Below are 26,614 nucleotides of genomic sequence, written 5' to 3'. Positions count from 1 at the left end.
GTGGCCGGCTTCCCCGGCATCCACCGAACGACCCCGGCGCGGCAGTGTCCTTCTCCTGCCGCGCCGGGGTCGTTCCCGTGTTCTCAGCCGTGTCGAGGGACGTCAGCCACTCGGCACGTCAGCCGTTCGGATTGAGCGGCACTTCCTGGGGCTTGGCCTTGGCGAGGTGCTCCTGGAACGAGCCGTCCCGCAGGTCCAGTTTCGCCTCTCCGAAATCGGCGTTCACCAGCTTGTCCCGCAGCTCCGTTCTCGGGAAGCCGTTCCAGTCGACGAGCGGCGGATGGAACCACGCGCCCGAGGCGTTCTGGACCTGCTGGTCGCTGCCGTCGGCCACGCGCAGGACGTGGGTCAGAAATCCGTCCTTGTGATACACGATCTTCGGGTGAGTGTTTTCGAACTGCACCTCACTGCGAGGGAAAGTATGGTAATCGCCGTGCGCGGTCACCGACACGAATTCCACTTGATTCGTGCTCTGATTGATCCACGAAATGGCATGCTCCCAGTCGTTCGTGTGGCCAGTGCCCGTACTGGGTCGGTTGTTGATCTCGGTACCTGGATTTCCGATGGGTGGCTGTGACTCATCTTTCCTGAAATAGGTGCCGTACATGACGGCACACCACCCGTTGTTGCAGATCGACCTGGCGTAGAGCTGAGTACGCTCGAGATCTGCCGGCTCCCGGCAGCCCTCGGTGATGTCTCCGGTGAGCGGCAGTCCCGGATTGATCTCGCCCAGCTGCGTGATGGCCGCGGCCGGGTAGCAGCTGTCCTGGTCGAAGTCGTAGGCGGGAGCGAAGGAACTCTCGAGTCCGCCCGCGTTCTGCGGGAGTCCCTGGAAGAATATGTTCTGCAGCGAGTCCGTGAACTCGTCACGATTCTTGATACCCTTCTTCCCCTGCTGGGACTTCTGAGAAGCCCCCTTCGAGGGAGAAGCGTGACTGTCCGTTCCGGACGAATTACTCGCGCAGGCGGCGAGCGCGAGGACCGGACTTAAGGCGGCTATCGCAAGAAGCCGCGGAAAGCGTCGTGTACGCACGGACTGCCCTTCTTTCACTGTGAGCCCGCTGTTTGCGAGCCTGGCAGTTAATACACGACGCCCAGACCCGGTTCGGGTCACCCCTCCATGGCAGCAGGAGCGAGAGCCGACCGAGGAATTCTTGAAGAAACTACGCCGGGTCTCCAGATCGAGCCAGCCGTCCCCCACCCGCTTGAGCGGCAGCCCCTGCGACCGGACGAGGTGCGGGACGAGCGCGGGCTCCAGGTAGCCCAGCAGCGCACGGCTGAGCAGGACGCCGTCGCAATCGGGGGCTATCGGACGGAGGTTGGCGACGACCCACTCCTGGTCCAGCCGACCGGTCGCGGACCGGCAGCGCTCCTTCGGGGGTGGCTCGGCGGCCGGTTGCGGTTCGTGCTCGTCCGCGTAACGGCGGACGAGGGCCACGCCGAACGCGCGCAGCCATCAAGCGCCGGCTCGGCATCGGGGGGCGCGGAGAGGAGGCAGGTGGCCCGAAACCCGTCCCCTGGATGGGCCGGCGACATGGCGGGCTCACTCCCTCGTTCTTTCCTGAAACCGCTCGGAGGGGCCAAAAGGTTCGCGATCACGACTCGCGCCGCCCTGGTCGGAGGGAGTGATCAGCCAGGCGACCAGAGTGCGCCAGCGGTCGGGCTCGTCGGTGTCGCGTGGACCGACGAGATACGTCTCCTCCACGAGATCCCGGGCACGCAGGCCGTGTTGGGCGGTGAAGGAGCCGATGGCGGCGTAGGTGAGGTCGAGGTCGTCGTGCGGTCCGCGGTGGGTGGCGACGGCGACGGTCCGCCGGGGCAGCCTCAACTCCCTTACGGTTTCCGGTGCCTCCGCGGGCAGTGGTGCTTCGGCGGGGAGGTGGACCGTGGCTCGGCCGTGGCCCTCGGTGAAGAGCGTGTGCTGGTAGCGGCCGCCCGGCGGGAGCACCGGGCGGCCGACGGCGGCCGCGTCCAGGTCGCGCATCGCGGAGTCGTACCAGCTCAGCCCCGCCCCGGGCGGGACGTCGAGGGTCACGGCGAACACGCTTTGTGCCGGGAGGACTTCGAGGCTCACGGCTCGCTCGGCCCGCGGGTCGAGGATCTCCCGGAGCGCCTCGACCGCCCGCTGGGTACGGCCGAGCCGGTCTTCGAGCCGACGCAGGTGGGCGACGACGATCTGCTGCGCCGTACTGTGCCCCTCCTCGTTCCTGCCGATGGCCCCTGCCTCCAGGAAGCGCCTGAGGTCCGCCAGCGGAAGGTCGAGTTCACGGAACCGCTTGATGGTCAGCGCGGATCGGACCTGCGCGGGCGTGTAGTAGCGGTGGTTCGTGGCGGGGTCGACCTCGGCGGGGACGAGAATCCCCTGCTCGTGGTACCGGCGCAGGGTGCGGATGCTCAGATGCGTGATCCGAGAGAACTCCCCGATCGTCAGCCGTGCTCCCACGCGGTCCTCCTCATCGTTCAGGCTATGCCGCCTGCGGCGGTCGCGTCGTCGTGTACGCCGACATCGTCGTCGAAGAGCGCGCGATGAGGACGGCGGCTCACAGCGTGCGGACGGTCCCGCCGTCGACGACGTACTCGGCGGCGGTGACCGCACCGGCCCGGTCCGAGACCAGGAAGCCGATCACCTCGGCCACCTCCTCCGGCTCGGCGGGCCGCCCGAGCGGGATGCCGCCGAGCACCCGCATCAGGTCCTCCAGGGCGGTCTCGCGGGAGACGCCGCCCTCGCGCATCCGGCGGGCGAGGAGGTGCTCGGCGCCGTCGGTGCGGATGAAGCCGGGCGCGACGGAGTTGACGCGGACCCCTGCCGGAGCGACCTCGTTGGCAAGTCCCTTGCTGTAGGCGGCCAGTGCGCTCTTCGCCGCGGCGTACGCGAGCGTCGAGTCGTGCAGGGGCATACGGCGCTGGATCGACGTCACGTGCACGACCGCACCCGACCCGCGGGCCACCATGCCCGGGACCAGCTGCCGGTCGAGCCGGACCGCCGGGAAGAGGTTGAACGCCAGTTCCCGCGACCAGAGTTGGTCGTCGAGCGCCGCGTGTCCACCGGCCGGGGAGCGGGAGCCGCCCACGACATGCACCAGAATGTCTGGTACGCCGACAAGCTCGGTCACCGCGGCGGCCGCGGCCGCGACGCCCGCGGGGATGCTCAGATCGGCCCGTACGAAGAGGGAGTCGGGTCTGTCCTGGGCCGTACGGGCGACGGTGAGCACCCGTGCCCCGGCTTCCCGGAGCCGGTGTGCTGTCGCCAGCCCAAGTCCCTTGCTGCCGCCCGCCACCACGGCGACCCGTCCGTCGAGATCATCGCTGTTCATGCTCCGACCCTGACCCCTCTCCCAGGGAGAGGTTCAAGTCGGCCCTCACGTTTCAAGCGATCGTCTGCTTGGCCTGATCTCACGTGACACGCGCGGCACTTGCTCCATCTCACCATCGATACCGACCTGGAAGAACCGACATGACGTCGCTCGGTGGGAAGACGATCGTCAGACCACGACGGCGGTGGCGAGCCTCGCCGTCGCCGCCGCGCCGACGCAGGCGGCCGCATCCGCGCCGGAAGTGCGCAGACCCACGCGGCACTGAGCGCCGCCCAGTCGGCGAAGCATCTCGGCGCTGCTCCGGACCGGCCGGAGCACCGAGGCCAAACGGCTGCTCCCGGCGGAGCGGGAATACCCGGTGTCGACATGACGCCCGGGGTGGGGATCCGGGACGCTAACGGCGCCCCCGCCGGACGATTCCGCCGCAGATCGCGAAAGCGAGAATCACAGAGGATACGTAGGTGGGGTCCTTGGCATTGCCGGTGGAGACCAGACAGAAGAGCGAGAACAGGCAGAACGCGATACCCAGATACCCGAAGACGACCAATCCTTTCGACGAAACCCCGCCATCTCGCTGTGCGGACATACCCTCACCCCTCATGAATGCGTGGCGCCGCGCGGTCGCGACATCTCGTACCGAATAACGCGACGCCTCGCACCAATTGATACGAGGACGAGCAACTCGCGGGTTCACCGTCGGCCGCGGACGACGCCTCGCATCGGCGCGGTGCTGGTCTCCGCCTCCCCCGGGCGATTCACGTTCCTCACCGTCTCGCTCAGCCGTTCTCCGTCGACTGAGCGAGACAGGCTGTGCCCTTTCCGTGCGCGCTTCAGCGCGCCACTCACGTGGGCAGGTTCAGCGCGCGGCGAGGAAGAGGTAGTCCGCGGTGTACGCCACGCGTGCCTCGGGCTTCTCAGCCGGGTCGCATGTGCCCGCGGGGGCCACGCCGCCGTGCGTGTTGAGCCGTAGGACGACGTTCGTCCTGGCGAGAAGCCCCTCGTCCTTGCCGGTCTGGTTCGCCTTCAGGATCAGTTGGGGGACGTTCCCCTCGCCGTTGTCGAACTTGTTGACCACCGAGCCGGTGACCGAGGAGCCGTCCTTGGCGATCCACTGCGGCGGTCCTGCCGGTCCGGCCTTGGCGAACGAGTGCTGGATACCGCCCTGGAGGGTGGCGTCGACGTTGTCCTGGGTGAACGCGTACGAACCGTCGGCCTGCTTGGTGCAGGCGTAGACCTGCGCTCCCTTGACGACACCGCTCACGGACGAGTTCCTGATGGTGTTCGGCAGATCGATGCCGCTGGGCAGCGTGAGCGCCTGGCCGCGGACCGCGCCACCGGGGAACTCGGCGGTGTGCAGATTGAAGTAGAACCGCTCGGGGTGGACGGTGATGTCCTTCAGCAGGCCGGAGTCGGCCACGTTCACCGTGCCGTAGACGTGACGGCTGCCGTCCTTGAGCGTCTTCATGAAGAAGGGGATCTTCACATCGCCGTTGCTGCCCTGCTCGCCCTCGTGAAGGTGTGCCATGGTCGGGGTGCCCGTGCCCGTCCAGGTGAACGCGAAGGACACGGCGTGTCCCTGGATCCGCATGAGGGCCACCGCACTGCCGTCCTTGTCACCCACCGCGGGCTTGCCCTCGACAGGCACCTCGTTGCTCCCGGTGAGGACCGAGGCCAGGAACACCGCGCCCGCGGCGTCCTTGGCATAAGCGCCGATGCCGGTCACGGCGGCGCCGCTCCGTGGCGAACCGGCCGAGCTGTCCGCGCTGTTGGACGCCTGCGCCGGTCCGTCGAGGGCCGTGCCGCTGTCGTTCTGCCCCTTGCAAGCCGTCAGCAGCACGGCTCCTGTCATCACGGAAATGGCGAGGATCCCGAATCGCTCGTGCAGCATGTGTGTGCCTCCTGATGGCTGGGCCGCGGAATCTCCGTGACCGTCACGCCGACAACACGGCACACGCATGCGCCATCTTTCACCCCGTGACACCTCTGCGACATTTCCATGACAGCGGACAGGCACTGGGCACTATGTCGCTGACATTTCTTGTCGTTCCCGGACGTGCCCGAGCGTCAGGCCGGCACGATCACACGTAGCGGGAGGACGGGGAGGGACACCCACCCGTCGCTGTCGGCCTGCCACTGTCAGTGCGCGACCGGTGTCCGCCGCCCGGGAACGGATCCTGCGGCGCGCGGCTTCGAGGGGGATCTCCGTCCTTTTCCTTAGCATCACCAGGGGAACGGTGGCGAAATGCCGTAGGTCCGGATCATGGGCCTCGCCGGACCCGAGGGCGACGACGCCGACGTAGAACCGCCCCTCGCCGCACGTCCTCGGCGACGCCGCCACTGCCGGGGACCTGGATCCGGATGTCGACCAGCGGATGGCAGCGCCGGAAGGCACCCACGAGGCGAGGCAGGTCAAGCGCAGCCTCGGGTCATCGTGCCGATCCGCAGGTCATCGCCGTATCGGCGCGGTTCGGGGCCGCGCATGAGGCTGACGGCAGGTCGGCCGCTGCGCGACCCGGGAAACGTGTCCCCTGGGGTGGTCGTCGTGCGGCTCACCGGAACGCGTCGAGCAAGGTCGCTCACACCACGAAGCGGTCCACGACCCGCCCCCGGCCCGTTCCGCCGCCGCGACGACCGCCTTGGCCTCCGGCAGGAACACCGCCCCCGCCGCGGAGGGCCGGGAGGCTGCGCGGGTGAAGCTCAACTCCCCCGCGACGGTGACGGAATATCTCAGTGACCGTGATCCCGCCCCCTAATTATCGTTGGAATCGATAATACCTTTCAATACATTTCGTTGGACTCGATAGGACGTTCGTATCACTATCGACAGCGACAGGAGAGCCGGCCGCCACGAAAGCGTCGTTTCCGGCCTGCCGCTTCGAACGTGTCACTACGAATGGAAATGTCATGACGAATCAGATTCCTGTCGCCGCCGGAACGGCCGGCATCGGCCGCGAACTCGCCGCGACCCACGCGAGCCGCGAGGCCTTCGTGGTCATCGCCGGACGCGACAGCGCGGGCGGAGAAGGTGGCAGAACACGATCGCGGACCACGATATCGCGGGGGCAACGGAGTTGGCCGTGTCGAAGCTGGTCGGCTGCACAACCGTCGTCCACACTCTGCGGTCGCGCACCTCCCCCACCGGCCCGGTGCGGTTGTCCGGTGGCCTGGCCTCAACGCCATCCATTCCGGTGTCGGCGGCGACAGCCCCTGCTGGGCGGCAACGAACCGGTGTCGGACGCCGCCCGCGAGCGCACCCGACCGGAGTTTCGCCCACCATGCGGGACATGGCCGACGGCTCCGTCCTCCTGGTGGAGAACCCCTCGGCGAACGGCGTCAGCCTCAACGGCGGCCTCGCATGAGCGGCGCCCTGCCCTGTGAGGCCGTGGCAGGCGTCGGTCGCCTCAGCCGCCTCATGGTGGCACGCCCGCGCAGGGCGGGGCACAGCGTGACGGTCACCACCCGGACCCGCGAGCGGGCCCTGAACGTCGCGGCGGAGACGGGCGCACAGGCCGTCAACTCCCCCAGAGAGGCCACTGCTTCGGCCGGCATCGTGATCGTCTCGCTCTCCGACGGCCGGACCGTGCGGAAGTTGTACGAGGGATCCGACGGCCTCCTCGACACCCCGGTGCCGGGCTCGGTGGAACCGGCCACCCACGGTGAACTCACCGTGTTGGCAGGCGGATCCGAGGAAGCACTCGACCGGGTGCGCCCGGTGATCGGCGTACTGGCCACCCGGTTCCTCCACTTCGGCGACTCGGACAAAGGCAGCGGCATGAAGCGGCGTCTCCCGGACGGACGCCTAGGACAACCGGACCGACTTCGGGCGAGCAGAACGGTTCGGTGCCGGCTGAGTTCCTTTGTGACACCAGCTGGCCGAGAGGGCACACGTGCCTCGCACGAGGAGAACGGACCCTCCTCGTCCCCGTCATGATGCCGTCCGTCGTGCGGCGTCCCGGACGCCCCGTCCCCATCAACCCTGAGGAGACAAGGAAGTGGACCAGGACCCGACGCCCACCGCGGAGCGGAACCCGCTTCGTCTCTCGGTCCTCGGGCCGCTACGAGCCTGGTACCAGGACAGAGAGCTGCACCTGGGACCGCCCAAGCAACAGAGCGTGCTGGCCATGCTGCTGGCCCAGGCAGGCCACCCGGTACCGGTGCACCAGATCGTCGACGCCTTGTGGGGCGACGACCCGCCGTCGCGCGCGATCAACGTCGTACACCGTCATGTGGGGGCTCTACGACGGCTCCTGGAACCGGAGTTGACGCAGCGGAGCGAGGCGCGGGTACTGGTCCGGGCCGCCGGGGGCTACCGACTGAACCTCAGTGACGCGGAGTTGGACCTCCTCCAGTTCCGCGAGCACCGCGACGCAGGCCGGAAGGCGGCCGAGGACGGCCGACAGGACGCGGCAGCCTTCCATCTCGTCAAGGCGCTCTCCCTGTGGCGCGGCCCCGTCGTCGCCGGTCTGCCCCACGAGGTCCGCTCGCACACCGTGTTCGCCGGGATCGACGCGGAGTACTTCCAGGCCGCTCAGGCCGCCGCGGAGGCCGCGCTGGCCACCGGACACACCGGACACACCGGGACGGTGCTGCCGCTGCTCAGACCGGCCGCGAAGGGGGATCCCCTCAACGAGGCCCTGCAAGCCTGCTTCATCCGGGTCCTGGCCGCGGAGGGGCAGTCGGCCCAGGCCGTGGAGCACTACCGACGCGTGCGCTCGCAGCTGGTCGACGAGCTGGGCGTCGACCCCGGTCCCGAACTCCGCGCCGCACAAGCCCAGGTGCTGCGCGGTACGGCCCCCGCCGCCAAGGGCAATCCGTCCCACGCCAAGGCCTCCGCCGCTCCCCCTGGTGACCTTCCCCGCGTGCCCGCACCAGCCCAACTGCCCGCGAGTCTCCCGGTGTTCACCGGGCGACAGGCCGAGATCGAGCTTTTGGACTCCTTCCTGCCGACGGACACGAGCCCGAGGGGCGTCATCGGCGCGATCGGGGGCGCGCCGGGCGTGGGGAAGACCACGCTCGCCCTGCACTGGGCGCATCGCACCGCCCACCGCTTCCCCGACGGCCAGTTGTACGTCAACCTGCGCGGCTACGACCCCGAGGGCGACCCCCTCACCCCCTCCACGGCGGTCCGCTACTTCCTGGAGTCGCTCGGCGTCCCCGACAAACGGATCCCTTCCCTCCTTGACGGCCAAATCGCTTTGTACCGCAGCCTTTTGGCCCGGCGCCGCTGTCTGATCCTTCTCGACAACGCGCGGGACGCCAACCAGGTACGTCCGCTGCTGCCGGGCAATCCGGCCTGTCTCACCATCATCACCAGCCGCCAGCAGCTGACCGGACTCGCCGTCTCCTCAGGTGCGCGGCTGCTCGACCTGGACGTCCTCACCCTTCCCGAAGCCCTCGAATACCTCGCGAGGAGACTCGGGACGGCACGGGTCGAACGGGAACGCGAGGCGGCGACCGCCATGGCCGGGCACTGCGGCCGACTGCCCCTGGCCCTCGCCATCGTCTGCGCCCGCGCGGAGATCCGCCCGGCCGCTCCACTCGCCGAGATCGCGGCGGAGCTGGAGGAAGGGCGCGACGGGCTCCACGCCTTCTCGATCAGCGGCGCGAGCGATCCCGTCACCGACACACGGTCGGTCTTCTCGTGGTCGTACCGTGCTCTCAGCGAGCGGGCGGCCGAGGCGTTCCGCCGTTTGTGGCTGATCCCGTCGCACGAGGTCTCCCTTGAGGCCGCGGCGAGCATGACCGGCCTGCCGGTGCGCGTCATGCGCCGGGTGATGTCCGAACTGCACCGCGCCAGCCTGTGCACCCCGGAGAGGTCCGGCCTCTACAGCACCCACTCGATGCTGCGGCTCTTCAGCAGGGAGGCGTCCCGGGCCGAGGACTCCCGGCACCTCGTCGAGGAGGCCCGGCAGCGGCTCTACGACCACTACTTACACACGGCGCACAACGCCTCGACCGCCATCAACACCCACCGCGAACAACCCGTGTTGCCGCTCCCCGCGCCGGGCGCCCAGGCCATCTCGTTCGCGAGCACCGCGGAGGCGGCCGAGTGGCTGCACCACGAGATGCCCAATCTGCAGGCCATCGTCACCCATCACACGGACTACGGCGCCGGTGCGCAGATCTGGCGACTCGCGGCCGTTCTCGAACTGTTCCTCGATCGCAGCGGACGGCGCCAGGAGCAGATCGAGACGCAGCGCGCGGCCCTGCTCGCGGCTCAGCGGGTGGGTGACATCGCTGGACAGGCGTGGATGCGCCGGTCGTTGGGCTTCGCCCTCGGTCGTTCGGAGCCGGACGACGAGGCCGAGGAGCACCTCCATACGGCGCTGGCGATGTTCTCCGAGATCGGCGACCTCCCCGAAGAGGCGCTGGCCCGGCGCTACTTGGCCTTCCTCGCCAATGTCAGAAAGGCCCACAGGGGCGCCCTCGTGCACTACAAGGCGGCAACAGCCCTTTACGAGAAGGCCGGTCACACGGTCGGGACGGCCTCCGTCTCCAACGAGGTCGGCTGGACCCGCATTCTCCTGGGCGACTTCGAGGGCGCGGTCCGGGACTGCCGTCATGCGATCGCGCTCGCCCAGGCAGCCGGCAACCGCAATGTCGAGGCAGCGTCCTGGGACAGCCTGGGCGTGGCCCACCATCGCCTCGGCGACAACGCCGCATCCCTGCGGGCACTCGACCGCGCCCTGGCCGCCTATCGCCGGCTGAACGACGTCTACCTGATCGCGGACACACTCGTTCACATCGGCGACGTACACGCGACGGAGTCCAGCGAGGACGCCCGCGTGGCGTGGAGCGAGGCGCTCGACATCCTGGGCACCATCGGGCACCCCGAGAGCGATCTGATCCGCGAGCGGCTCGCCGTGCTCGACTCCTCATCACCGCATGCGTGACGAGAGCGTGCCCCGCTGCCGGAATCCGCAGGTCGTCGTCGCGTCGGCGCGGTTCGGGGCCGTGCATGGTGCTGACGGCAGGTCAGCCGCCGCGCGACCCGGGAGCCGTGTCCCAGGGAGTGGTCGACGCGCGGTCTGCCCGAACCCGTCAAGCAAGGTCGCTCACATCACGAAGCGGGAGACGCCCCCGCCTCCCGGTCCACTCCCCCGAAAGGGCCACTACTTCGTGCAGACCTTCGCCAGTTCTCCCGCGGAGTCCCTGACCGGAGCGAGGTCCGTCCGAGGGGTCGAGCGCCGCGTTCCGTAACGCCTGCTGAAGATCGGTGACGTCGTCCGCGGCGACGGTGTCGGCGGTGGGCACACGGACCCCAGCGCTCGGTGGCCCACACCGCCTGGACCGGCGTTCTCCCACCTCTTGATCGTGCCGTCATCACCGTCCTACAGGTGCCGCGACACCACCCTGTCCTCCGACCACCCGGTCTTGCGCCCCTCGCTCCCCGGCGCCGGTGTGCGCGGGTCGATCACCTCGTGGTGGCCCGTCCTGCTCTGACGAGTCGGACAGCCGATCCAGACTCCGGCGGGCGTAGTCCGGCCCCACTGGTGTCCTCAAGCCCAACGAGGTCGACCTCGTGCGGCCTGGTGCTCATCACCGCCGGTCAGGGCGGTTGCCGCTCCGACGACATCGAAGGCCCCCACCTCTACGGGATCGGCGGCATGTACTACCGGTTCTCCGGCGAGGGGGCACCAGGCAGGGCCTCACACGGGCCTGCGCCCGCAGTGCTTCGCCCTGAGAACCCCGCGAGCACGCCCTCCACACACAACCCCGTGCCTTCACACCGGCACGCTGTTGTGCACCCCGTCCGGCGGACCGGCCACGCCGAACTCGTCCAGACCGCCGACGACTCCCGGTGGGCGCTCTTCCTGCAACCCCCAGGTCATCGGTTCGGCAGGGGGGAACAGTCATGCCGGGCCCGGAGGCCGGCGCCCCTCTTGCAGGACCGCGGAAAACATAACGGGGGGACGAGCCTGGACAACTCTTCGTCACCCGTGCCAGGGTCACAGAATGACCGCCACCCGAAAGGCTCATGCCGCGTAAACGGCCCAGCGTGCTACGCGCCCAGAAGTCGGTGCCTCGTCAGCTGTACAGGGGAGCCGGTCCCTGGTGGGACGAAAGCCTTCCTGTGCCCTGGCCGTCCCGTATCTATCGGCTGTCAGGTCGGACCGTTTCCGCCATTCACAGAGCCGAGTCCTGCTGTCCAGACGATCAGGGCCTCTGGCCCGGTGCCACACGAGCGGCGCTGCGCTACTACCGGACATTCCTGGCCCGTCCGGGCCGTTATCTGTACCTGCGCAGATCCCGCTGCCCCTGTGATGGATGTGAACTGCAGGAGGACGTGGCTCTGGCCCGGGATCTCCTTGAACTGGTCCTGGCGAGGCTACCTCCCCGTGCACGCGACGAACTGGCAGTCCTGGTGGCCGAGTTGGACGAGGAACTCTGGCGCAGGACCCTGCCCGATCCTTTCGCGTATCGGCAACCACGGCGGAGAGGGGAGTGGTGGCACTGGAGAATCTACGACGAGACCAGTCACCTCTGAAGGAGCCACAGCCCGCCGTCGAGTCGAGGATGTCGGCGCACGTCTCGTAGGCCAGGCCCCTGCTGACGCACCGGGTGTCCGTCAGCAGCCTGCCCCCGACAGCTGTCGGCGACTGTGTCTGGAGGGTGCGCAGCAGGGAGTCGTAGGGGGTGTAGATGGCGTTGCAGGTGGTGCCGTCGGCCTTGAGCGTGGACGTGGACGTCCACCACGGGGCGTCGTTGGAGACGGATCGGTACCGGCGTGATCGACATGCGCTACGAGAACCCGTTGTACATGGCCGAGGACGCCGGTGCCTCACCAAGATCCGGACCAGGAGCGGGCCAACTTCGCCTCCCGTCAGGCAATTTCGCCTATCTCTGCGGTTCAGGGGCGGTTGGGCTCGTGTACCACCAGCAGACCAAGAACCTGCTGGAAACTCCGCTCGCATAGCTGAGCGCAACCGCCTGGCATCACGAAATCCTCAGCGGCGCTCCACAACCGAGCTACACATCAGACCACCTGGCCTGCGACACAACGCGCCTGACGCACCATCAGAACAAGCGTCATGTCAGCGTCACGATATCGCCCGTAACGCCCACACTGCACATAACGCGCACACGCAAAACCGCAGAGCAGGACGGGTCTCCAGCTCGATGCCCCAGGCCCGCGCCTGGGTCTTGAGGGGGGAAGGACTCGCTGAACCGGTCTCCTGACCGGTTGCGTACGGTCGCCTGCCATTTGCCGGACTGCAATTTGCGCAGGTACGCGGTACTACTCCTTCGTTCGGAATGGGTGAGGGCCGGACGGGTGGAGAGAAATCACAGGCGGGTGCGCGGGGAAGCAACCAGCCTTTTGGCGATGAACTCCTCCAGCCCAGTAGCGGGGACACGGACGCGGGAGCGTTCCGTCCCGGTGCGCAGATCGACGACGGGAAGGTCTCCGGCGGCGATGAAACGGTAGACGGTGCGGCGGTCGACGTCCAGGGCGGCGGCGACAGCGGGGATGGACAGCAAACGGGCAGGCATGCGCGAGTCCTCGGGAACAGGGTGGGACAGGCCAGGCCGACGCATCGATTCAGCCGGCTGTCGGGTGGTCCGGGACGAAGGTCAACCAGCCCCGTCGGAACAGTGAGACCTCATCGCCGAAGGACATCGTCACGTGATGGCGGCAGCGAGGCGTGGACCGCCGAAGGTCGGGATGCATGCGGCGGGTGGCCCCGCGCTCGGCGCGTCGGCCAGAGCGCGGGACGGGAGTTACCGTTCGTAGGTGTCCCGAAGGCCCATGATCTCTTCCAGGTGGTCCCAGTCGATCTCGACATCTTCCAGCCTGAAGCGATGCGGGTGGCACGGTCTGCCGTCAAACCCGCCATCCGCCGCAGAACAACCAGGTCAATCGCTGGGTGAAGTGGTGCCGCCAAAGCCACCACGGCAGCCGGCGGTGGGCGACGAACGACCACAGGTCGTCATCGGCTTCGTTGCCGCGCGGGCAAGCGCGGAGTAGCGCGAGAGATCGCTGGTCAACGGTCCGATGCAGACGAGCGACGTGGGCCAGAGCGATGACACCTTGGCGGCGGATCTCCACATCCTCGGACTCCATCGCCTTCCTGACCCGCGGCAGAATCACGTCCGCGTCCGCGTGATTGAGGGCGAGAGCGATGACAGCCACCCCCACGAGCGGCTCACCCCGATCGAACGCGGCATCGACCTCCTCAGGCCGCTCGATCCACCGCAACGTGGACCCGTCCTGCCAGTCCAGGACGGGCGTCGAATCGACGGAAGCGCTCTCATCGCGGTGCACGCCCCGACCTTACCGAGGCACCCCACACCTCGACGACACCCCATTAGCGTCATGATCCGCCGGACAGGCACTACGGGCCTTCTGCCGTCCACCGGCGTGCGCTATCCGCCAGTTCACGCATCGCGCTCACCCACCTCGCTCCGGGCCACAGCTACCGTCAGCGTGGAGGAAACACCTGGTCAGTAGCAGTCCTGTGGCAGCAAGTGTCCGCGTACGCCCTGAAGTGACCCTGACACGAAAAGAACCCGCGGTTGAGCTCGGTGGTCAGGCTGTGGCGACGGGTTCGAAGCGGATGGTCAGGCCGAGAGTGTTGGCTTCCTTCAGCATGCGGCGCATGGCGCGTGCTGGATCGCGGCGGGTGAAATAGTCCGCGCCCAGCTCGAGGTAGGGGACGTGGTCGTGGAGCACGTGCCAGACAGCAATGGCGATCTTGTGCATGACCGCGACCAGTGCCCGTTTGCCACCTCGCCGTGCCGAGATCCGGCGGAAGAACACGGCGAGACAGGTGTCCCGGCTTCTGATGGCGGCCAGCGCGGCGACTCCGAGCACGCGTTTGAGATTGGTGTTGCCGTGCCGGGTCCGGCCGGACTTGTTCACCCCTGCCGACTCGTTCTGCCCCGGGCAGACCCCGATCCAGGAGGCGAGGTGATGGGCCGTGGCGAACTGGCCCATGTCTCCGCCGGATTCGGCGAAGACGATCTCTGCCGCCATGCGCCCGATGCCGGGAACAGTGTCCAGGATGTCCAGGTCGTGCTCGTGCCCGCTCAGCAGGGTGGCGATACGTGTGTCGAAGGCAGCGACCGTCTCCTTGAACCGGTCCGCCTCGTCCAGGTAGTGCTGAACCATGAAGGCATGGTGGTCGGTGAAGTCGCCGTCCAGCGCCTCGATCAGGGCGGGAATCTTGGCACGGGCCTTGCCGACGGCAAGATCCGCAAGGCGTTCACGGTCGCGTTCACCGGCGACCAGGGCTGCCAGGATCGTCCGTCCGGTCTTCCCGGCCACATCGGTCAGCACGGAGGTGAGCTTCATCCCGGTGTCCTCCAGCTCCTTCTCCAGCCGCTGGACCTCCCGACCTGCAGAACGCAGGAGTTCGGTGCGGCGCCGGGTCAGGTCAGGCAGTTCCCGCACCATGCGGCCGGGGACGAAGGACGCCATCACCATTCCCGACGCGCCGGCCCGGGCCAGGAACGCCGCGTCGCTCGGATCGCTCTTGCGGCCCCTGATCCCCTTCAGGTGAGAGGGGCTGACCAGCATCAGGTTCAGCTGCGGCAGCAGCAGGTAGTAGACCCCGCGCCAGTAGTCGGCCGTTGCTTCCATGACCACCACGTCGACCTGGCGTTCCACCAGCCAGGCCAGGAGCCGACGTAGTTCGGACCGGGTGGTGCCGAACCGTTCGGTCTCCAGGCTCCATGTTCCCGCCCGAGTCGTACTGGGCGTTCGCACGCAGGCGAGCAGGAACCGCTTGCCCAGGTCCACTCCCGCGGACCGCAGATGGATGACCTCGTCCTTCACGTCCTGCCGACTCATCGCCCGCTCCTGAACACCCGTAGCGAAAACCTGGCGGGAACCCCGGAGGGATCAGGGAAAGAAGCGGAATCTGACGCGTGCCCCCGGCAGCGGATCACTGTCTTGGCAACAAACCGTGGTCCCCAGCGCGACCCTCATTGCCATCCTGGACAAACGAGCTCACCGGCATCGCAGAGCCATCGGCGTGACCGGGGCACCCACCCCATTTTCTCTCACCCGAGGTGATCAGCGCAGCCATCCCCGTTCCTGGCAAGATTTTCGTGAAGCGGGGCTGCGCCACCGCGCGCCGGTGACGCTCCGTCACGGATAGCGGGACCTTCGGCGAGTGTGATGACCTCGTACGAATTGTCTCGCCGCACCTCGATGCGGTGCGGGTGGAACGAGTGTGGGCGGCGGGCGGCGTGCTCCGTATCGCTGCCCGTACCCGCGAGCTGATGGTGCCGTGTCCGGATTGCCGGTGCGCGTCGGCGCGGGTGCACAGCCGGTATTGCCGCACGCTGGCCAATGTTGCTGCCGGGGGCCGCCCGGTGCTGATCAATCTGACGGTGCGGCGGTTGTTCTGTGACAGTACGGACTGCGGTCGGCGGACGTTTGCCGAGCAGGTGGAGGGGCTGACGGTGCGCTATCAGCGTCGCAGTCCGCTGCTGCAGCATCTGGTCGAGATGGCCGGGGTGCTGCTCGCCGGCCGTGGCGGGGCCCGGCTTCTGCGCATCTTGAAGACGCCGTTGTCGCGGACGAGTGTGCTGTTCCAGTTGATGCGTATGGGACTTCCGCCGGTCGCGACACCGCGGGTGCTGGGCGTGGATGACTTCGCGTTGTACGCGGACGTCTACGGCACGCTCCTCGTGAATGCCGACGCGCGGCTGCCGATCGAGTTGTGGGCCGGGCACGATGCCGGGCAGCTGGCCTCCTGGCTGCGTGCGCATCCCGGCGTCGAGGTGGTATGCCGGGACGGTTCGCTGGTCTACCGGCAGGGCATCGCCGAGGGAGCCCCGGACACGGTGCAGGTCAGCGACCGTTTTCACCTGTGGCAGGGGCTGTCGAAGCGGGTCTCGGACATCGCCGCGGCCCACCGCGGCTGCCTGGCCGCGGCAGTACGTGAACCCGAACCGGCCCTGCCCCCGTCGGACGAACCGTGCAAGGCGGCTGATACTCCCGCCCTCCGTCACGCGCAGCGACCGTTCGAGACCGTCCAGGGGTAGACCGGCACGGCCCGCAGCCTCAGCGCGATAGCCCGCGCGCTCGGCTTGAACCGCCGCACCGTGGCCAAGTACGCACGCGCTGCCTGCTGGAAGGAGTGCATACGGCGCACTCCGCCCCGCCGGTCCACGAGCCTCGACCCGTATCCGGAGTATCTGAGGCAGCGGTGAGAGGAAAGCGAGCACACCGCGACCGTGCTGCACCAGGAGATTGCCGCCAAGGGCTCGGCGGCCACTACCAGCGGGTCAAGATAGCCATCGCGCCGCTACGCCGCCGTCGGCCGATCGACACACCGCGCGAGCGGCCACCCTCGCCATCACCCGCACGACCATCACCGGCCTCGCCGACCGAATCCCGCCCCAGACGGTCGCCCCGTCACCACGTCTGGAACTGCCCGCGCACCCGGACTACCCGCGCATCCTCGCCGTCTTCAACGACACCACCGGCCCCCTGAGGGCCCGCGACGTCTGCCAGGCCCTCGACTTCGATCTGCTGCCGAAACACGTCGAGCGCACCCCGCGCCAAGATGAAACGCCTCGTCACCATAGGAATCCTCACCGAGGCCGAGCCGGGCACCTTCAGTAAGAAGCAGTAACCAAGTCCGGAACACACATCAACTCACGAACCACCCACTCAATGGCGGTCGCTGGGCTGGCTTTTGTGTGAGAGGGCGGGCCGTCATGGCCCGCCCCCGGTTGATCAGTTGTTGTTGGGGTGGGTCGACGCCCGCTTGAGCCGGGCTCTGGCTTGTTGCTCCCAGTCGGGCGCGGCTGCCGGAGGCGTGGATGGTTCGGGTGCGCTCGTGGCGCTGCTGCGCCAGTTCTGCCCACACTGGTCGGTGTGCTGGTGGACGGTGTCTTTCTCGGGCGTAGCCGGCCAGATCTGCAGGAGGTAGTCCTCCGCCGGTTCGAATGCGACAGCGTCGTATCCGCGATCACGCCCGCGGGCGTGGACGCGTACCCGGTAATGTCCGGGCCCGAACGGGGTCAGCAAGGGCAGGTCGGGAGGATCGTCCATCATGGCGGCCACCTGCATCTGCCCGGAGACGGACTCGAGGCTGTGATCCACCACCTCGTCCCACCCCGTGGTGTCCGGGCTCGTCACAGGCTGCTCGTACACCTGCACCTGCACGTTGACGACACCGCTGCTGGCCCCTACGAGCACCACCGCCAGCCCTGGTCTTGAGAAGATCAGGCCGTTCTCGGGACCGAAGGGGGGCTGGCGGTGCTGTCCGATGTCCGCCAGGTGGAAGGCGTGGTACTCCACCCGTACAAGTGCGGATGCCGCCGCCACCGGTTCGCTCATGCCAGGCATGCTAGACCGCGCCTCCTCAGTCGACGATCCATACCCGGAAGGCGTCTTTCTCGATGACCCGGTTGTCGGTGTAGAAGACGTTCAACAGGCTGCCCGCGCTGCTGTTCTCCGCCGCCGGGACGACACCGTCCGCGAGTACATCCGACACGGCGTCCTCCTCCGACACCGCAACCCCTGCCGCCGACGCCTCCGGCGGAACCCAGCCGCAGGGCGGCCGGGGCGACGACCTCGCCGCCACCGGCGCAGGCGGCGTCGCCGCCGTAGCCGCCACCGGCGTCCTCGCCATCGCCGGCGGCTTCATCGCCCTGCGCCGCAGAGGCACCCGCGGCAGCAGTTGAACACCGGGCGACTCGGCCGGAACCACAGGCCGGTTCGATTCCTGGCACGGTGCGCACCGACTGCGCCGACTCGCCCCAGGCATGCGCCTTCGGATCTTCACCAAGGGAGTTCCAAGGGCTTCGCAACTCCGTGCGGCAAGCCCGTCCTCAGAGGCACCGAAGGGGACCGGCGACGTCACGCCGGTGAGCGGCTCCGGCCCGGCGTCCCACCCGGTGGAACCCGGCGCGGTGAGTCCACGCGCTGTCGTTCTACGGGAGCACGCCCGCCCCAAGCACGACGTCCCGGGCCCGCTCATCGCGTGCCCGGGACGTTCCGCCGCGGTGGCCGCTTTCTTACACCGCGGCGATGCCCTCCATGCCGGAGGCGGCGAAGGCGGGCAGTCCTGTGATCGTCGTGATCTTGGTGAGGGCGCCGGTGCGTCCGACACGGAAACCGTCGACGGTGCCGGAGGTCGCGTTCTGGACGTAGACGAACTTGTCGGCGGCGACTGCGAGGTCGATGACGCCCTGCGACATCCCGGACGGCGCGGCAGCGATGCCCGCCTCGTTGGTCAGGGCGAGTCGGCCGTGCGCGTCCTGGCGGTAGCCGCTGACGGTGGAGTTGCCGGTGTTGCCACCGTAGAAGAAGTCACCGGCCCGCTCCAGCCAGCACAGGACGTTCTGCCCGTTCGGCAAGGACGCCTGCACGGTCTTCAACTCGCCGTCGTGGCGCACCTTGTAGGTGGTGACGGTGGACTTGGCGGCCTCGGCGACCAGCATGCGCCCGGACTTGTCGAAGGCGATGGCGAACGGCACCATGCCCGCCGACTTGTTCACGACCGGCTTGTCCGCCGGGAGGCCGTCCTTCCCCACGGGGAAGACCTCGATGGTGTTCGCCGACTTGGTGGTGACGACCAGGTCCCGGCCGTCCGGCGTGAACGCGACCTGCCCCGGCGAACCGCTGAACAGCGGCACCTTCTCGTTCCTCAGCGCCAGACCGCGGAACGAACCGCTCAGCGGCTTCAGCCCCTTGGAGGTGATCCGGAAGCCCTGGACGCTTCCCGCGCCGCCCGCGTTCATGACGTAGGCGAGATCCCCCGAGACCGTGACGGCGGATGGGAAGTCGCCTCCCGTGGACACTGTTTGACGGTCCGTCAGCTTCTGGCCGTGCACGGCGAAGGACGTCAGGGTGCCGCTGCCCGCGTTGACCGCCAGCAGGCGGCCGGAACGGTGGTCGTAGACGAGCGACCCCTGCGAAGCGAGCGAGTCGGTCGGCGCGTCGGTCTGGTCGCCGCCCTTGCCGCCGGTCGCGTACTTCCCCGCAGCGGTCAACTTGCCATCGTCACCCCGCCGGAAGACGCGGATGGTGTTCCCTGCCAGTTCGTTGCCCTGGACGAAGACGGCGTGGTCGGCCTTCGAGGCGGTGTGCGGGGTGGGTGAAACCTGCGCCGCGGAGGCGACGTTGACGGTGACCACGACCGCCGCGACAGCCACTGTCCCTCCGCCTAGAGCGGTCAGCCTCTTCCGCAGCTTCGACCTGCGTTTGTTGTGCCTGCTCATGTACGGCTCCTCTGGCCCGGGGTGTGGGACCAGAGTTGCCACTGTGCAGCGATGTACGAAGGCGTTCGGACGCTGCGTCAGAGTCTCGTAAGGTCCTTCCGAAGCTCTCCCGCCTGGGCGACCAGCACGACGTTCTCCGGTCGGCCGAGGCTGCCGATGTCACGCAGCGGGTCCTGGTCGACCGCCACGAAGTCCGCGGTCTTGCCCGCCTCCAGGGAGCCGAGTCGGTCGTCGACGCCGAGGAGCCGGGCCGCGGTGAGCGTGCCCGAGGTGATCGCGGCCAGCGAGTCCATGCCAAGTGCCTCCAGGTACGACAACTCGCTCAGGTTTCGGCCGTGTTCGACGACACCGGCGTCCGTGCCGAGGGCGATCGGGACACCGCGGGCCATGGCGTGCGCGATGTTCTCCTTGGTGATGCCGGCCCAGCGGCTCTTCTTGCGGAAGTGGTAGTCGGGCATGGTCGCCTCGTCGAGTGGGGCGAAGACCGTGGCGAGGGTGGGGACGAGGACAGCTCCCAACTCCAGGGCCAGATCGCACAGCTCGTCGGTCATTCCGTAGCCGTGCTCGATGCTGGTGATACCGGCCTGGAGGGCGTTACGAATGCCTGCGGTGCCCTGAGCGTGCGCGGCGACCGTCTTGCCGCGATGCCGTCGGGCCTCGTCGACAACTGCCTTCAACTCGTGGTTCTGGCACAGATCTTGGGGAGTCATCGCGGAGGGTGACGTTGTTGTTCGATTGAGGGCGCGGGTCCGGGGCCCGTCAGCGTTCCCGCATTCTGGTCCACCACCAGGCGAACACCGCCAACTCGATGTTGTTGGGGTCGGGCAGGGTGCGGCGCTCGAGTTCCTCATCGATGCGCGTGATCAGTCGGCCCAAGTCCCTTTGCGCTCCAGGAGGAAGGTGCCGCATCGCCCACTCGAGGTCATCACGGGCATCTCCCACCCCGGGCGAATCGAACTCGGAAGCGTCCAGGTAGCGTCCCGGCTGGTCAAAGGCTCGCTCGAAACACGAGAGCGCATTGGCGACCGCGTTGGGCCACATCTCCTGGTCTTCGACCCGGCGGATCGCTGCACGAGTCCGCGCGGAGACACCGCGGACTCTCAGGACCGAACACTGCCATCGTGGCCGCCACCGCTCTGCGCGGACGACCTTGGGGCGCCTACGCGGCATCGCCCTTTCGGATCAACATGAGACCATCCTGCCACGGCTGAGTGCCGGCTCTCGCAGTGTTACTGGAGCAGGATCATCTTGCGGAGGAGTTCGAATCCGGCTCGGCCGTAGAGCTGGCGCTTGATCTTCTTGATGCGGTTGACGGCGACCTCGATGCTGCCGGAGCTCCAGTCGAGAGTGAGCCCAGCTGTCGCGGCGTCAAGGTCCCGCAGAAGGTGGAGCGCGAAGCCGGTGAGACCGGGGAGCCGGCTGACATCGACTGCGTCGATCCAGGTGGGGAGTGTGGAGCCGAGGCGGTCGGTGACTATCTCGCCGAAGTCGCGGACGTGTCCGGCGGCTGTGTCGAGTTCGGGGCAGCGTGCAAGGACATCCTTCAGGCCGGCCCGGTCTTCCTCGCTCAGCGCAGTGGGGTGTCGGGTGAGCCAGCCGGTCACCTGGCGCACCGTCGGAGGCCGGGGTGGCGTGCCGGCGGGAGTCCCGCGGAGGGTGGCGATGTGGGCGCGGACCATCTGGTAGGTGACGGGCGCGTTGTCGGCAACGAGTTCACTGTGGAGGTGGGTGACGCTGGTGCATCCCTCAGCGAAGCGTCGCTCCAGGCAGGGCTTGTAGGGGGCCAGTCTGCTGGGCCGGGGCCGGTTCTCGCGGATGGTGTCCTGCCAGCGTGCGGCGTTCGCGTACCGGAGCACGGTGTTGAGGCCCCAGCCCAGGTGCCGGGCAATCGCCCGGCGTGAGTGACCTTGGCCAAGTAGTTCGTGGACCAGGGCGTGTGCGGCCTTCTTCCGTTCGGCTCGTCGGCCGACAGGCGCCGGGGTGTCCTGCGGCCGGCGGGATGCCAGTCGGGTGGCCTCCGGCGGCATGCCGTCGGGCGAAGGATTGCGCAGGCAGTCGCGGTGGGCGGCGACGCAGGTCTCCTCTGCCCGGCCGAGGCCCTGCCACAGATGGAACCGGTCAGCGACCTGCAGAGCTTCGGGGGGCACCGCGGCGGGCGCCCTCGGCGTAGGCGCCCGCCCGGTCCCGGCAGATGATCTCCGCACCGGGGTGACGGACCGGCCAGGCGGCCAGTGGTCCGGCTTCACGCGTCGGCAGCACATCGACCACCCGATGGTCTTCGACGCTGGTCAAGACGGTGGAGTAGGTCTGGCCGCGACGAATCGCGAAGTCGTCAACACCCAACACGCGCGGCGTGTCGAACCGTGGGTCGGGCAATGCCATGACCCTGCGCAGAAGCGTCATCCGTCCCACCTGGAAACCCAGTTGGGCAGTCAGCCGGGCGCCGGTCCGTCCGGCGAGTGCGAGCCCGACACGTTCCAGGACGCGGCCAAGCCGCGTGGTGAAGCGCGCGTACGGGGCGGTCAACTGAGCGAACGACTCGGCGAATGTACGACGCGGGCAGTCGTCCGTGCCGCAGATGAAGCGCCGGACCGTCAGATGGATCGCGACGCTTTGTTCAGCGAGCGGCAGATCCTTCAGTCTGCGCTGGTAGGAGTCGTGCACTCGGTCCGAGGAGCGGCCGCAGTCCGGACATGCCGCCCTGACTGCCCAGCCTCTCGCCGTGACGTCGACCGTGCCGAAGGCGGCCGTCACCGCTTCGACCTCCACGCCGTCGATTCCGTCGAACACGAGCGAGTCCCAGAACGTTGCGTCGGCCTGCATGACCAGCACCGTCACCGGTCGTTGCGGTCACCGGAGAGGTCAAGCACAGACCTGACGGAGCGTCATTCTCTGCTGCAAGGCGGGGAGGCGTACGCGGTCTCGCGCGTATCCGGGTTCTTGCAATCGAACGCCGCAGTGACGCTCCGCGACCGCTCCCCAAGATCTGTGCCAGGGCCGAGAACCGACACCGGCCATAGGCGCACTGCGGCGTGACGCTGATGAGGATCTCCGAAACCTCCACCGCGGTGCGGTTGATCCACCAGACTTGCTCTTGTTTCCCAGCAGAGAAGGGACGGCAAGCATGGCGAACAGCGCACTTCTGGTGATGGACGTCCAACGGGACATCGTGGCCATCGCCGACGACGGTTCCGGATACCTGCCGCGCCTGCGCAGAGCAATCGACGGTGCCCGGGCTGCCGGCATCCCCGTGATCTACGTGGCGATCGGGTTACGGCCGGGCGATCCAGAAGTCAGCCCTCGCAACAGGGTGATGACAAACGCCGTGCGGGCAGGCCTGTTCACCGAGGGCGCCCCTGGCACCGCGATTCATGACGACGTTGCGCCCCAGCAGGACGACGTGGTGGTCACCAAGAGGCGGGGGAGCGCGTTCTCGGGCAGCGACCTCGACTTGGTACTCAGGGCTCGCGATATCGACAGCCTTGTTCTCACCGGCATCGCCACCAGCGCTGTAGTGCTGTCCACTCTGTGGCACGCCATCGACCTGGACTTCGGCCTCACCGTCCTGGCGGATGGCTGCCTCGACACCGACGCCGAGGTGCACCAGTTCCTCACCGAGAAGCTGTTCCCGCAGTGGGCAGATGTCGTCGCCGTCGAGGACTGGCTCAAAGCCATCGCACCGCAATAACGCTTGGCCGCGTGCCGCCACCGCCCGCGCCACCTGCGCGGTCAGCTCCGGCACTTGCGGCCACGGCCTCGGCCGCATTGGCATCCCACACCCCCGCCCGGGACCGGGAACGTCGGACGTTCGCTGCTGTCCCGGTAACGAGCCGCCGGCCCCACCGACGATGACCTGGTTGCAGGTGGATGGCGGAGTGCCTGCCGGTGCGTCATCTGGGGACCGGCCTGTTCCCGTGTGCTCGGTCGCGCAGAACAAGCAGGGTCCAGCCCCGGCCGGCTGGATCGAGCGGTCTGCTCTCGGCGGTGAAGAGTTCTGCGGCTCGGCGGTAGGAAAGCCTTCCTCGGCCGGTGACCGGGCAGCGGTCGGCTGTCGGTGTGGCGGCGGGGGCCGAGGTGATCACAGTTGTCCGGTGCTCGGGTTCGATGTTGGGACCGATCGGGTGGTGCTACTGGCGGACTCGCCGGGAAGGGGTTGACCTCTGCGGTGGACGCGCGTCTGGCGCCGCGCCGGGCAACCGGCAGTAAGCGTCGCTTCGCGTTCCCCACTCGCATTCCACCCCTGCGGCAGGCGCTCCCAATGGATTCCGGTGAGCAGCACACAGAAGATCCCGCGACTCAACCGACTCGACCAGCAGACCAAGAACCTGCTGGGCACAGAACGAGCGTCAAATGAGTGCCACGAGCGTCGAGATATCGCCCGTAACGCCCACACCACACAGTATGCGCACCCAGCTCTGCAGATCGATGAGCTCCAGCATGAGCTGTTCAAGCCCTGCTCTGGCCATGGTGACTTGACGGCCGTCTCCTTGAATGGTCACAACAGGCTGGGCCGGCCCCATCTCGGCTCCGCTCGGCAGAACCCCCTGTGCATCCAGGCCCTGTTTGCCGAGCTCTTCAACGAAGTTGTCGGAGGACAGGTTCACGGTGAAGACGAGAACATCGGCAATGAGACCGTCTCCTTCCCCGGCCGTCGCTCAGCCTGACGCTTGTTCCTGCCGAGCGAGTCTTCTGCGCCCGCCGCCGGCCCCGACGACGGCAAGCCATGGGGAGAATCTGGGGAGTCTCGTTGGCTCTGGGGAGCCCGTGGGGAGAAGCGGCTGCGTAACGCGGCACGCCCCCGAAAGACCCCGAAAGAATCTTCTCTGCAGGCCACAGAGGCAGGAACCGCATCGCCGCAGCTCAGCGCCCCCAGGTAGACAACTTCAAGAAGATCTCCTCGGCGACTGACGTACAGCACTGCCGCGTCGCCGACCTGTCACGAGCAGGCGCGCGACTGCGGCCGGAGGCACCGCCCCTGATCACACAGCGCCACCCCGGAAGGGGGCCGGCTGGATTCACTCCAGCCGGCCCCCCTTCCTCGCGCGCAATTGCCCGCGCGCACGACTGTCCCTCGCGTTCGCCGAGTCTGCCCGCCCGGCTCAGCCCTGCGCCATCTCTGCCACGGGCTGCCACTTCTCCCACACCGCGAGACGCTGCTCATAGTCGGCCTTGGCGATGCCCAGCGGCGCCGAGCCCAAGAAGCAGCGCAGCGGCGGCTCGTCGGCGTCGACGATCTCCAGCACGGCCGCGGCGGACGCCGTCGGATCGCCCGGCGTGCCGACCCTCTTGCGGCGCTGCTCCTGCACTTCCTTGTGGAAGTCGGCGTACGCCGGCAACGGCTCGGACGTGCTCGACGAGGAGCCCGCCCAGTCGGTGGCGAACCCACCGGGCTCGATCAGTGTGACCTTGATGCCGAACGGCGCCACTTCCTGGGCCAACGCCTGGCTCATGCCTTCGAGCGCCCACTTCGACGCGTGGTAGATCCCGACCAGCGGGAAGGCGCTGATGCCTCCGATGGACGAGACCTGGAGGATGTGGCCGCTGCCCTGCTCGCGCAGGAACGGCAGTGCCGCCTGCGTGATCCACAGGGCACCGAACAGGTTGGTCTCCAGTTGCGCACGCGCTTCGGACTCGGTGAGTTCCTCGACCATGCCGAAGTGGCCGTAACCAGCGTTGTTGACCACCACATCGAGCCGCCCGAACCGCTCGTGCGCCTGCCGTACGGCGTCGAAGTCGGCGTCACGGTCCGTCACGTCGAGGCGCAAGGGCAGCAGCCGCTCGCCGTGCTCCGCGCGGAGGTCCTCAAGCGTGGAAAGGTCACGCGCGGTCGCGGCAACCGAATCGCCGCGTTCGAGAGCGGCGATGGCCCACTCCCTGCCGAAGCCGCGTGAGGCACCGGTGATGAACCAGATCTTCTGCGTCATGGTGTGCTCCTCGAGGAAACTCGTCAGCCGTACCGTCGGTACATCGCGGTGTTCCATCCACCAGACAACACTCAGCTCGCAACGCACGCCACACCAACCGGGAGCAAATCGACTACGCCCCCGACAACCTCCAGAATCTGCGGGCATCCCGCCCTACCGCGCGGACCGCGCCACGGCTCGCGGTGTTCGCGAGGCGTCCTCGAAAGCGTGAGACATCTCCAGCTAACGCCGCTTGGGAGAGTCGTCGCCCATGTGGGGCAGCAGCGCGCCCCCGAGTGTTCCCCCGACACCTGCGACCGCGATCAGTACCGCCCCGACATCCTTCCGATCACCCCAACGGCCGTCCCCACGAGGGCTGTTGAAGAAGGTCGCTCAGACCCGGCGCACGGGAGCGGACGCCCAGTGGCCGCTGGACGACGGCTGGGATCGGCACAGGCACTGCGCACAAGCCCACGTTGCGACGCTGCGCGGCACGGACTCGTGGGTGCCCCCTGTGGAGGAGGAGCCGGTGCCGGCCGCCCCGGAGGCCGTGGCCGCCGTTGGGGCCCTGGTGGAGGATCTGACCACTGACACCTGAGAGTCCGCAATGAGTCGAGACTTCCCCGACGATCCGCACCCGATCCTGCTGGGCGGCCCGCTGCTCACACAGTTCGTGCTCGCGGCTCATGGCGTCCGCCCGCCGTGCCGCCGCGGCGAGGTCGGCGCGGTGGGTACCGGCCGCATTGCCCAGCGCCCAGGCCAACGGCAGCGTGGCGAGCAGGTCCGAGCCGCCCCGGTACCCGGGGCGGCGGTGAGGTGGTTGGTCCAGGTACCGGCCACGACGACGACCGCGCCACCGCACAGCGCCAGCACCGTACGCCGACCGCCGACCGCCGACCGCCGAGGGCGCAGCTGCCCACGTTGCAGCAGGAGACCCCAAGCGCGAGCGCGGCGAGGGAGGACAGTCGGGTCTCGTGCGCGGCACCGATGACGACGACCGTCGCTCCTGGACCGGGAGCAGGCAAGTTGCCGCGATTCAAGGTCGGCCGCAAGTGCCCTGTGCGGCGACGTCAGACCCTTCTCCCGTCATCGAGGAGGCGGCACCACTCGTCGAGGACTGTGTCCCAGCCATGTCGGAGGTCGGTCACCGTGCGCCCCCAGGGGGAAACGTCCAGTCCCCGGCGGCGCACGCTGAAGCCGAAGTCCCGTGCCGGA

Annotated in this window: 22 protein-coding genes; 6 read left to right on the top strand and 16 right to left on the bottom strand. The window is 68.3% G+C overall.

All coding sequences use genetic code 11. The features are described from left to right. Positions 1–118: 118 nt before the first annotated feature. The 4 genes from OG504_RS51685 to OG504_RS51670 all read right to left on the bottom strand — a co-directional run bounded on the left by OG504_RS51685 (position 119) and on the right by OG504_RS51670 (position 5,202). Entirely contained in the window at positions 119–1,438 is a 1,320-nt protein-coding gene (locus OG504_RS51685; protein ID WP_405996122.1) for an NPP1 family protein, read from the bottom strand. Positions 1,439–1,543: 105 nt separating this feature from the next. After that, positions 1,544–2,443, bottom strand: a complete 900-nt coding sequence (locus tag OG504_RS51680) for a MerR family transcriptional regulator (protein ID WP_405996121.1) — start codon at positions 2,441–2,443, stop codon at positions 1,544–1,546. A 97-nt stretch (positions 2,444–2,540) separates the two neighbouring features. Continuing rightward, positions 2,541–3,314 (bottom strand): SDR family oxidoreductase, encoded by a 774-nt coding sequence (locus OG504_RS51675; protein WP_393049040.1) that lies wholly within the window; start codon positions 3,312–3,314, stop codon positions 2,541–2,543. 856 nt (positions 3,315–4,170) lie between these two features. Then, positions 4,171–5,202: a CHRD domain-containing protein gene (locus OG504_RS51670; RefSeq protein WP_405996120.1), complete on the bottom strand. Its 1,032-nt coding sequence runs from the start codon at positions 5,200–5,202 to the stop codon at positions 4,171–4,173. Between the two features lie 1,189 nt (positions 5,203–6,391). Here OG504_RS51670 and OG504_RS51665 point away from each other — a divergent pair. The 3 genes from OG504_RS51665 (at position 6,392) to OG504_RS51655 (ending at position 10,207) form a co-directional block, all read left to right on the top strand. Continuing rightward, positions 6,392–6,673 carry a hypothetical protein gene (locus tag OG504_RS51665; protein WP_405996119.1) on the top strand — a complete coding sequence of 94 codons (282 nt, stop codon included), beginning with the start codon at positions 6,392–6,394 and terminating at the stop codon, positions 6,671–6,673. Next, positions 6,670–7,245 (top strand): NAD(P)-binding domain-containing protein, encoded by a 576-nt coding sequence (locus tag OG504_RS51660; RefSeq protein ID WP_405996118.1) that lies wholly within the window; start codon positions 6,670–6,672, stop codon positions 7,243–7,245. The genes OG504_RS51665 and OG504_RS51660 overlap by 4 nt, the downstream gene beginning before the upstream one ends. 61 nt (positions 7,246–7,306) lie before the next feature. Further along, positions 7,307–10,207, top strand: coding sequence for an AfsR/SARP family transcriptional regulator (locus OG504_RS51655; protein ID WP_405996117.1), 2,901 nt, complete (start codon positions 7,307–7,309; stop codon positions 10,205–10,207). A gap of 2,392 nt (positions 10,208–12,599) precedes the next feature. Here OG504_RS51655 and OG504_RS51650 read toward each other — a convergent pair. The 3 genes from OG504_RS51650 to OG504_RS51640 form a co-directional block, all read right to left on the bottom strand. Then, the gene (locus OG504_RS51650; protein ID WP_405996116.1) at positions 12,600–12,806 is read right to left on the bottom strand and encodes a helix-turn-helix domain-containing protein; all 207 of its coding nucleotides are present in this window, start codon (positions 12,804–12,806) and stop codon (positions 12,600–12,602) included. 331 nt (positions 12,807–13,137) lie between these two features. Continuing rightward, complete coding sequence (locus OG504_RS51645; RefSeq protein ID WP_405996115.1) at positions 13,138–13,578, bottom strand: hypothetical protein; 441 nt, start codon at positions 13,576–13,578, stop codon at positions 13,138–13,140. Positions 13,579–13,842: 264 nt separating this feature from the next. Further along, complete coding sequence (locus tag OG504_RS51640) at positions 13,843–15,105, bottom strand: IS110 family transposase (RefSeq protein ID WP_405996114.1); 1,263 nt, start codon at positions 15,103–15,105, stop codon at positions 13,843–13,845. Positions 15,106–15,506: 401 nt separating this feature from the next. Between OG504_RS51640 and OG504_RS51635 the strand changes: the two genes are divergently transcribed. Beyond that, positions 15,507–16,307, top strand: coding sequence for a transposase (locus OG504_RS51635; protein ID WP_405996113.1), 801 nt, complete (start codon positions 15,507–15,509; stop codon positions 16,305–16,307). A 697-nt stretch (positions 16,308–17,004) separates the two neighbouring features. Here OG504_RS51635 and OG504_RS51630 read toward each other — a convergent pair. The 7 genes from OG504_RS51630 to OG504_RS51600 form a co-directional block, all read right to left on the bottom strand. Then, positions 17,005–17,610, bottom strand: coding sequence for a hypothetical protein (locus tag OG504_RS51630; protein ID WP_405996112.1), 606 nt, complete (start codon positions 17,608–17,610; stop codon positions 17,005–17,007). Positions 17,611–17,635: 25 nt separating this feature from the next. Continuing rightward, positions 17,636–17,767 carry a hypothetical protein gene (locus OG504_RS51625; RefSeq protein ID WP_405996111.1) on the bottom strand — a complete coding sequence of 44 codons (132 nt, stop codon included), beginning with the start codon at positions 17,765–17,767 and terminating at the stop codon, positions 17,636–17,638. A gap of 523 nt (positions 17,768–18,290) precedes the next feature. Next, the gene (locus tag OG504_RS51620) at positions 18,291–19,496 is read right to left on the bottom strand and encodes a lactonase family protein (RefSeq protein WP_405996110.1); all 1,206 of its coding nucleotides are present in this window, start codon (positions 19,494–19,496) and stop codon (positions 18,291–18,293) included. Between the two features lie 77 nt (positions 19,497–19,573). Beyond that, on the bottom strand, positions 19,574–20,206 hold the full coding sequence (locus OG504_RS51615; RefSeq protein WP_405996109.1) for an amidohydrolase family protein: 633 nt from the start codon (positions 20,204–20,206) through the stop codon (positions 19,574–19,576). A 49-nt stretch (positions 20,207–20,255) separates the two neighbouring features. Further along, complete coding sequence (locus OG504_RS51610) at positions 20,256–20,537, bottom strand: hypothetical protein (protein ID WP_405996108.1); 282 nt, start codon at positions 20,535–20,537, stop codon at positions 20,256–20,258. 188 nt (positions 20,538–20,725) lie between these two features. Continuing rightward, the gene (locus OG504_RS51605) at positions 20,726–21,643 is read right to left on the bottom strand and encodes a transposase (protein ID WP_405996107.1); all 918 of its coding nucleotides are present in this window, start codon (positions 21,641–21,643) and stop codon (positions 20,726–20,728) included. Then, complete coding sequence (locus OG504_RS51600) at positions 21,615–22,319, bottom strand: ISL3 family transposase (RefSeq protein WP_405996106.1); 705 nt, start codon at positions 22,317–22,319, stop codon at positions 21,615–21,617. Before OG504_RS51600 ends, OG504_RS51605 begins: the two co-directional genes overlap by 29 nt. A 301-nt stretch (positions 22,320–22,620) precedes the next feature. Here OG504_RS51600 and OG504_RS51595 point away from each other — a divergent pair, with 301 nt between their 5' ends. Then, on the top strand, positions 22,621–23,184 hold the full coding sequence (locus OG504_RS51595; protein WP_405996105.1) for a cysteine hydrolase family protein: 564 nt from the start codon (positions 22,621–22,623) through the stop codon (positions 23,182–23,184). A gap of 658 nt (positions 23,185–23,842) precedes the next feature. On the opposite strand, the gene OG504_RS51590 is transcribed toward OG504_RS51595, so the two are convergent. Together OG504_RS51590 and OG504_RS51585 are read right to left on the bottom strand one after the other, a co-directional pair. Further along, positions 23,843–24,100: a hypothetical protein gene (locus OG504_RS51590; RefSeq protein WP_405996104.1), complete on the bottom strand. Its 258-nt coding sequence runs from the start codon at positions 24,098–24,100 to the stop codon at positions 23,843–23,845. A gap of 495 nt (positions 24,101–24,595) precedes the next feature. Next, positions 24,596–25,420 (bottom strand): SDR family oxidoreductase, encoded by an 825-nt coding sequence (locus OG504_RS51585; protein WP_405996103.1) that lies wholly within the window; start codon positions 25,418–25,420, stop codon positions 24,596–24,598. Positions 25,421–25,778: 358 nt separating this feature from the next. Between OG504_RS51585 and OG504_RS51580 the strand changes: the two genes are divergently transcribed. Next, complete coding sequence (locus OG504_RS51580; RefSeq protein WP_405996102.1) at positions 25,779–25,997, top strand: hypothetical protein; 219 nt, start codon at positions 25,779–25,781, stop codon at positions 25,995–25,997. Positions 25,998–26,614 lie beyond the last annotated feature (617 nt).

This window comes from Streptomyces sp. NBC_00986 (assembly GCF_045162565.1).
Lineage (GTDB): Bacteria > Actinomycetota > Actinomycetes > Streptomycetales > Streptomycetaceae > Streptomyces.
Note: the sequence above shows the minus strand (reverse complement) of the source record. Positions and strands in the feature narration are given on the sequence as shown.

Coding starts and splice junctions, on each gene's coding strand:
- OG504_RS51675 (WP_393049040.1), bottom strand. CDS start 3,314: ATGAACAGCGATGATCTCGACGGACGGGTCGCCGTGGTGGCGGGCGGC.
- OG504_RS51670 (WP_405996120.1), bottom strand. CDS start 5,202: ATGCTGCACGAGCGATTCGGGATCCTCGCCATTTCCGTGATGACAGGA.
- OG504_RS51660 (WP_405996118.1), top strand. CDS start 6,670: ATGAGCGGCGCCCTGCCCTGTGAGGCCGTGGCAGGCGTCGGTCGCCTC.
- OG504_RS51650 (WP_405996116.1), bottom strand. CDS start 12,806: ATGCCTGCCCGTTTGCTGTCCATCCCCGCTGTCGCCGCCGCCCTGGAC.
- OG504_RS51640 (WP_405996114.1), bottom strand. CDS start 15,105: ATGAGTCGGCAGGACGTGAAGGACGAGGTCATCCATCTGCGGTCCGCG.
- OG504_RS51630 (WP_405996112.1), bottom strand. CDS start 17,610: ATGAGCGAACCGGTGGCGGCGGCATCCGCACTTGTACGGGTGGAGTAC.
- OG504_RS51620 (WP_405996110.1), bottom strand. CDS start 19,496: ATGAGCAGGCACAACAAACGCAGGTCGAAGCTGCGGAAGAGGCTGACC.
- OG504_RS51615 (WP_405996109.1), bottom strand. CDS start 20,206: ATGACTCCCCAAGATCTGTGCCAGAACCACGAGTTGAAGGCAGTTGTC.
- OG504_RS51610 (WP_405996108.1), bottom strand. CDS start 20,537: ATGTGGCCCAACGCGGTCGCCAATGCGCTCTCGTGTTTCGAGCGAGCC.
- OG504_RS51600 (WP_405996106.1), bottom strand. CDS start 22,319: ATGCAGGCCGACGCAACGTTCTGGGACTCGCTCGTGTTCGACGGAATC.
- OG504_RS51595 (WP_405996105.1), top strand. CDS start 22,621: ATGGCGAACAGCGCACTTCTGGTGATGGACGTCCAACGGGACATCGTG.
- OG504_RS51585 (WP_405996103.1), bottom strand. CDS start 25,420: ATGACGCAGAAGATCTGGTTCATCACCGGTGCCTCACGCGGCTTCGGC.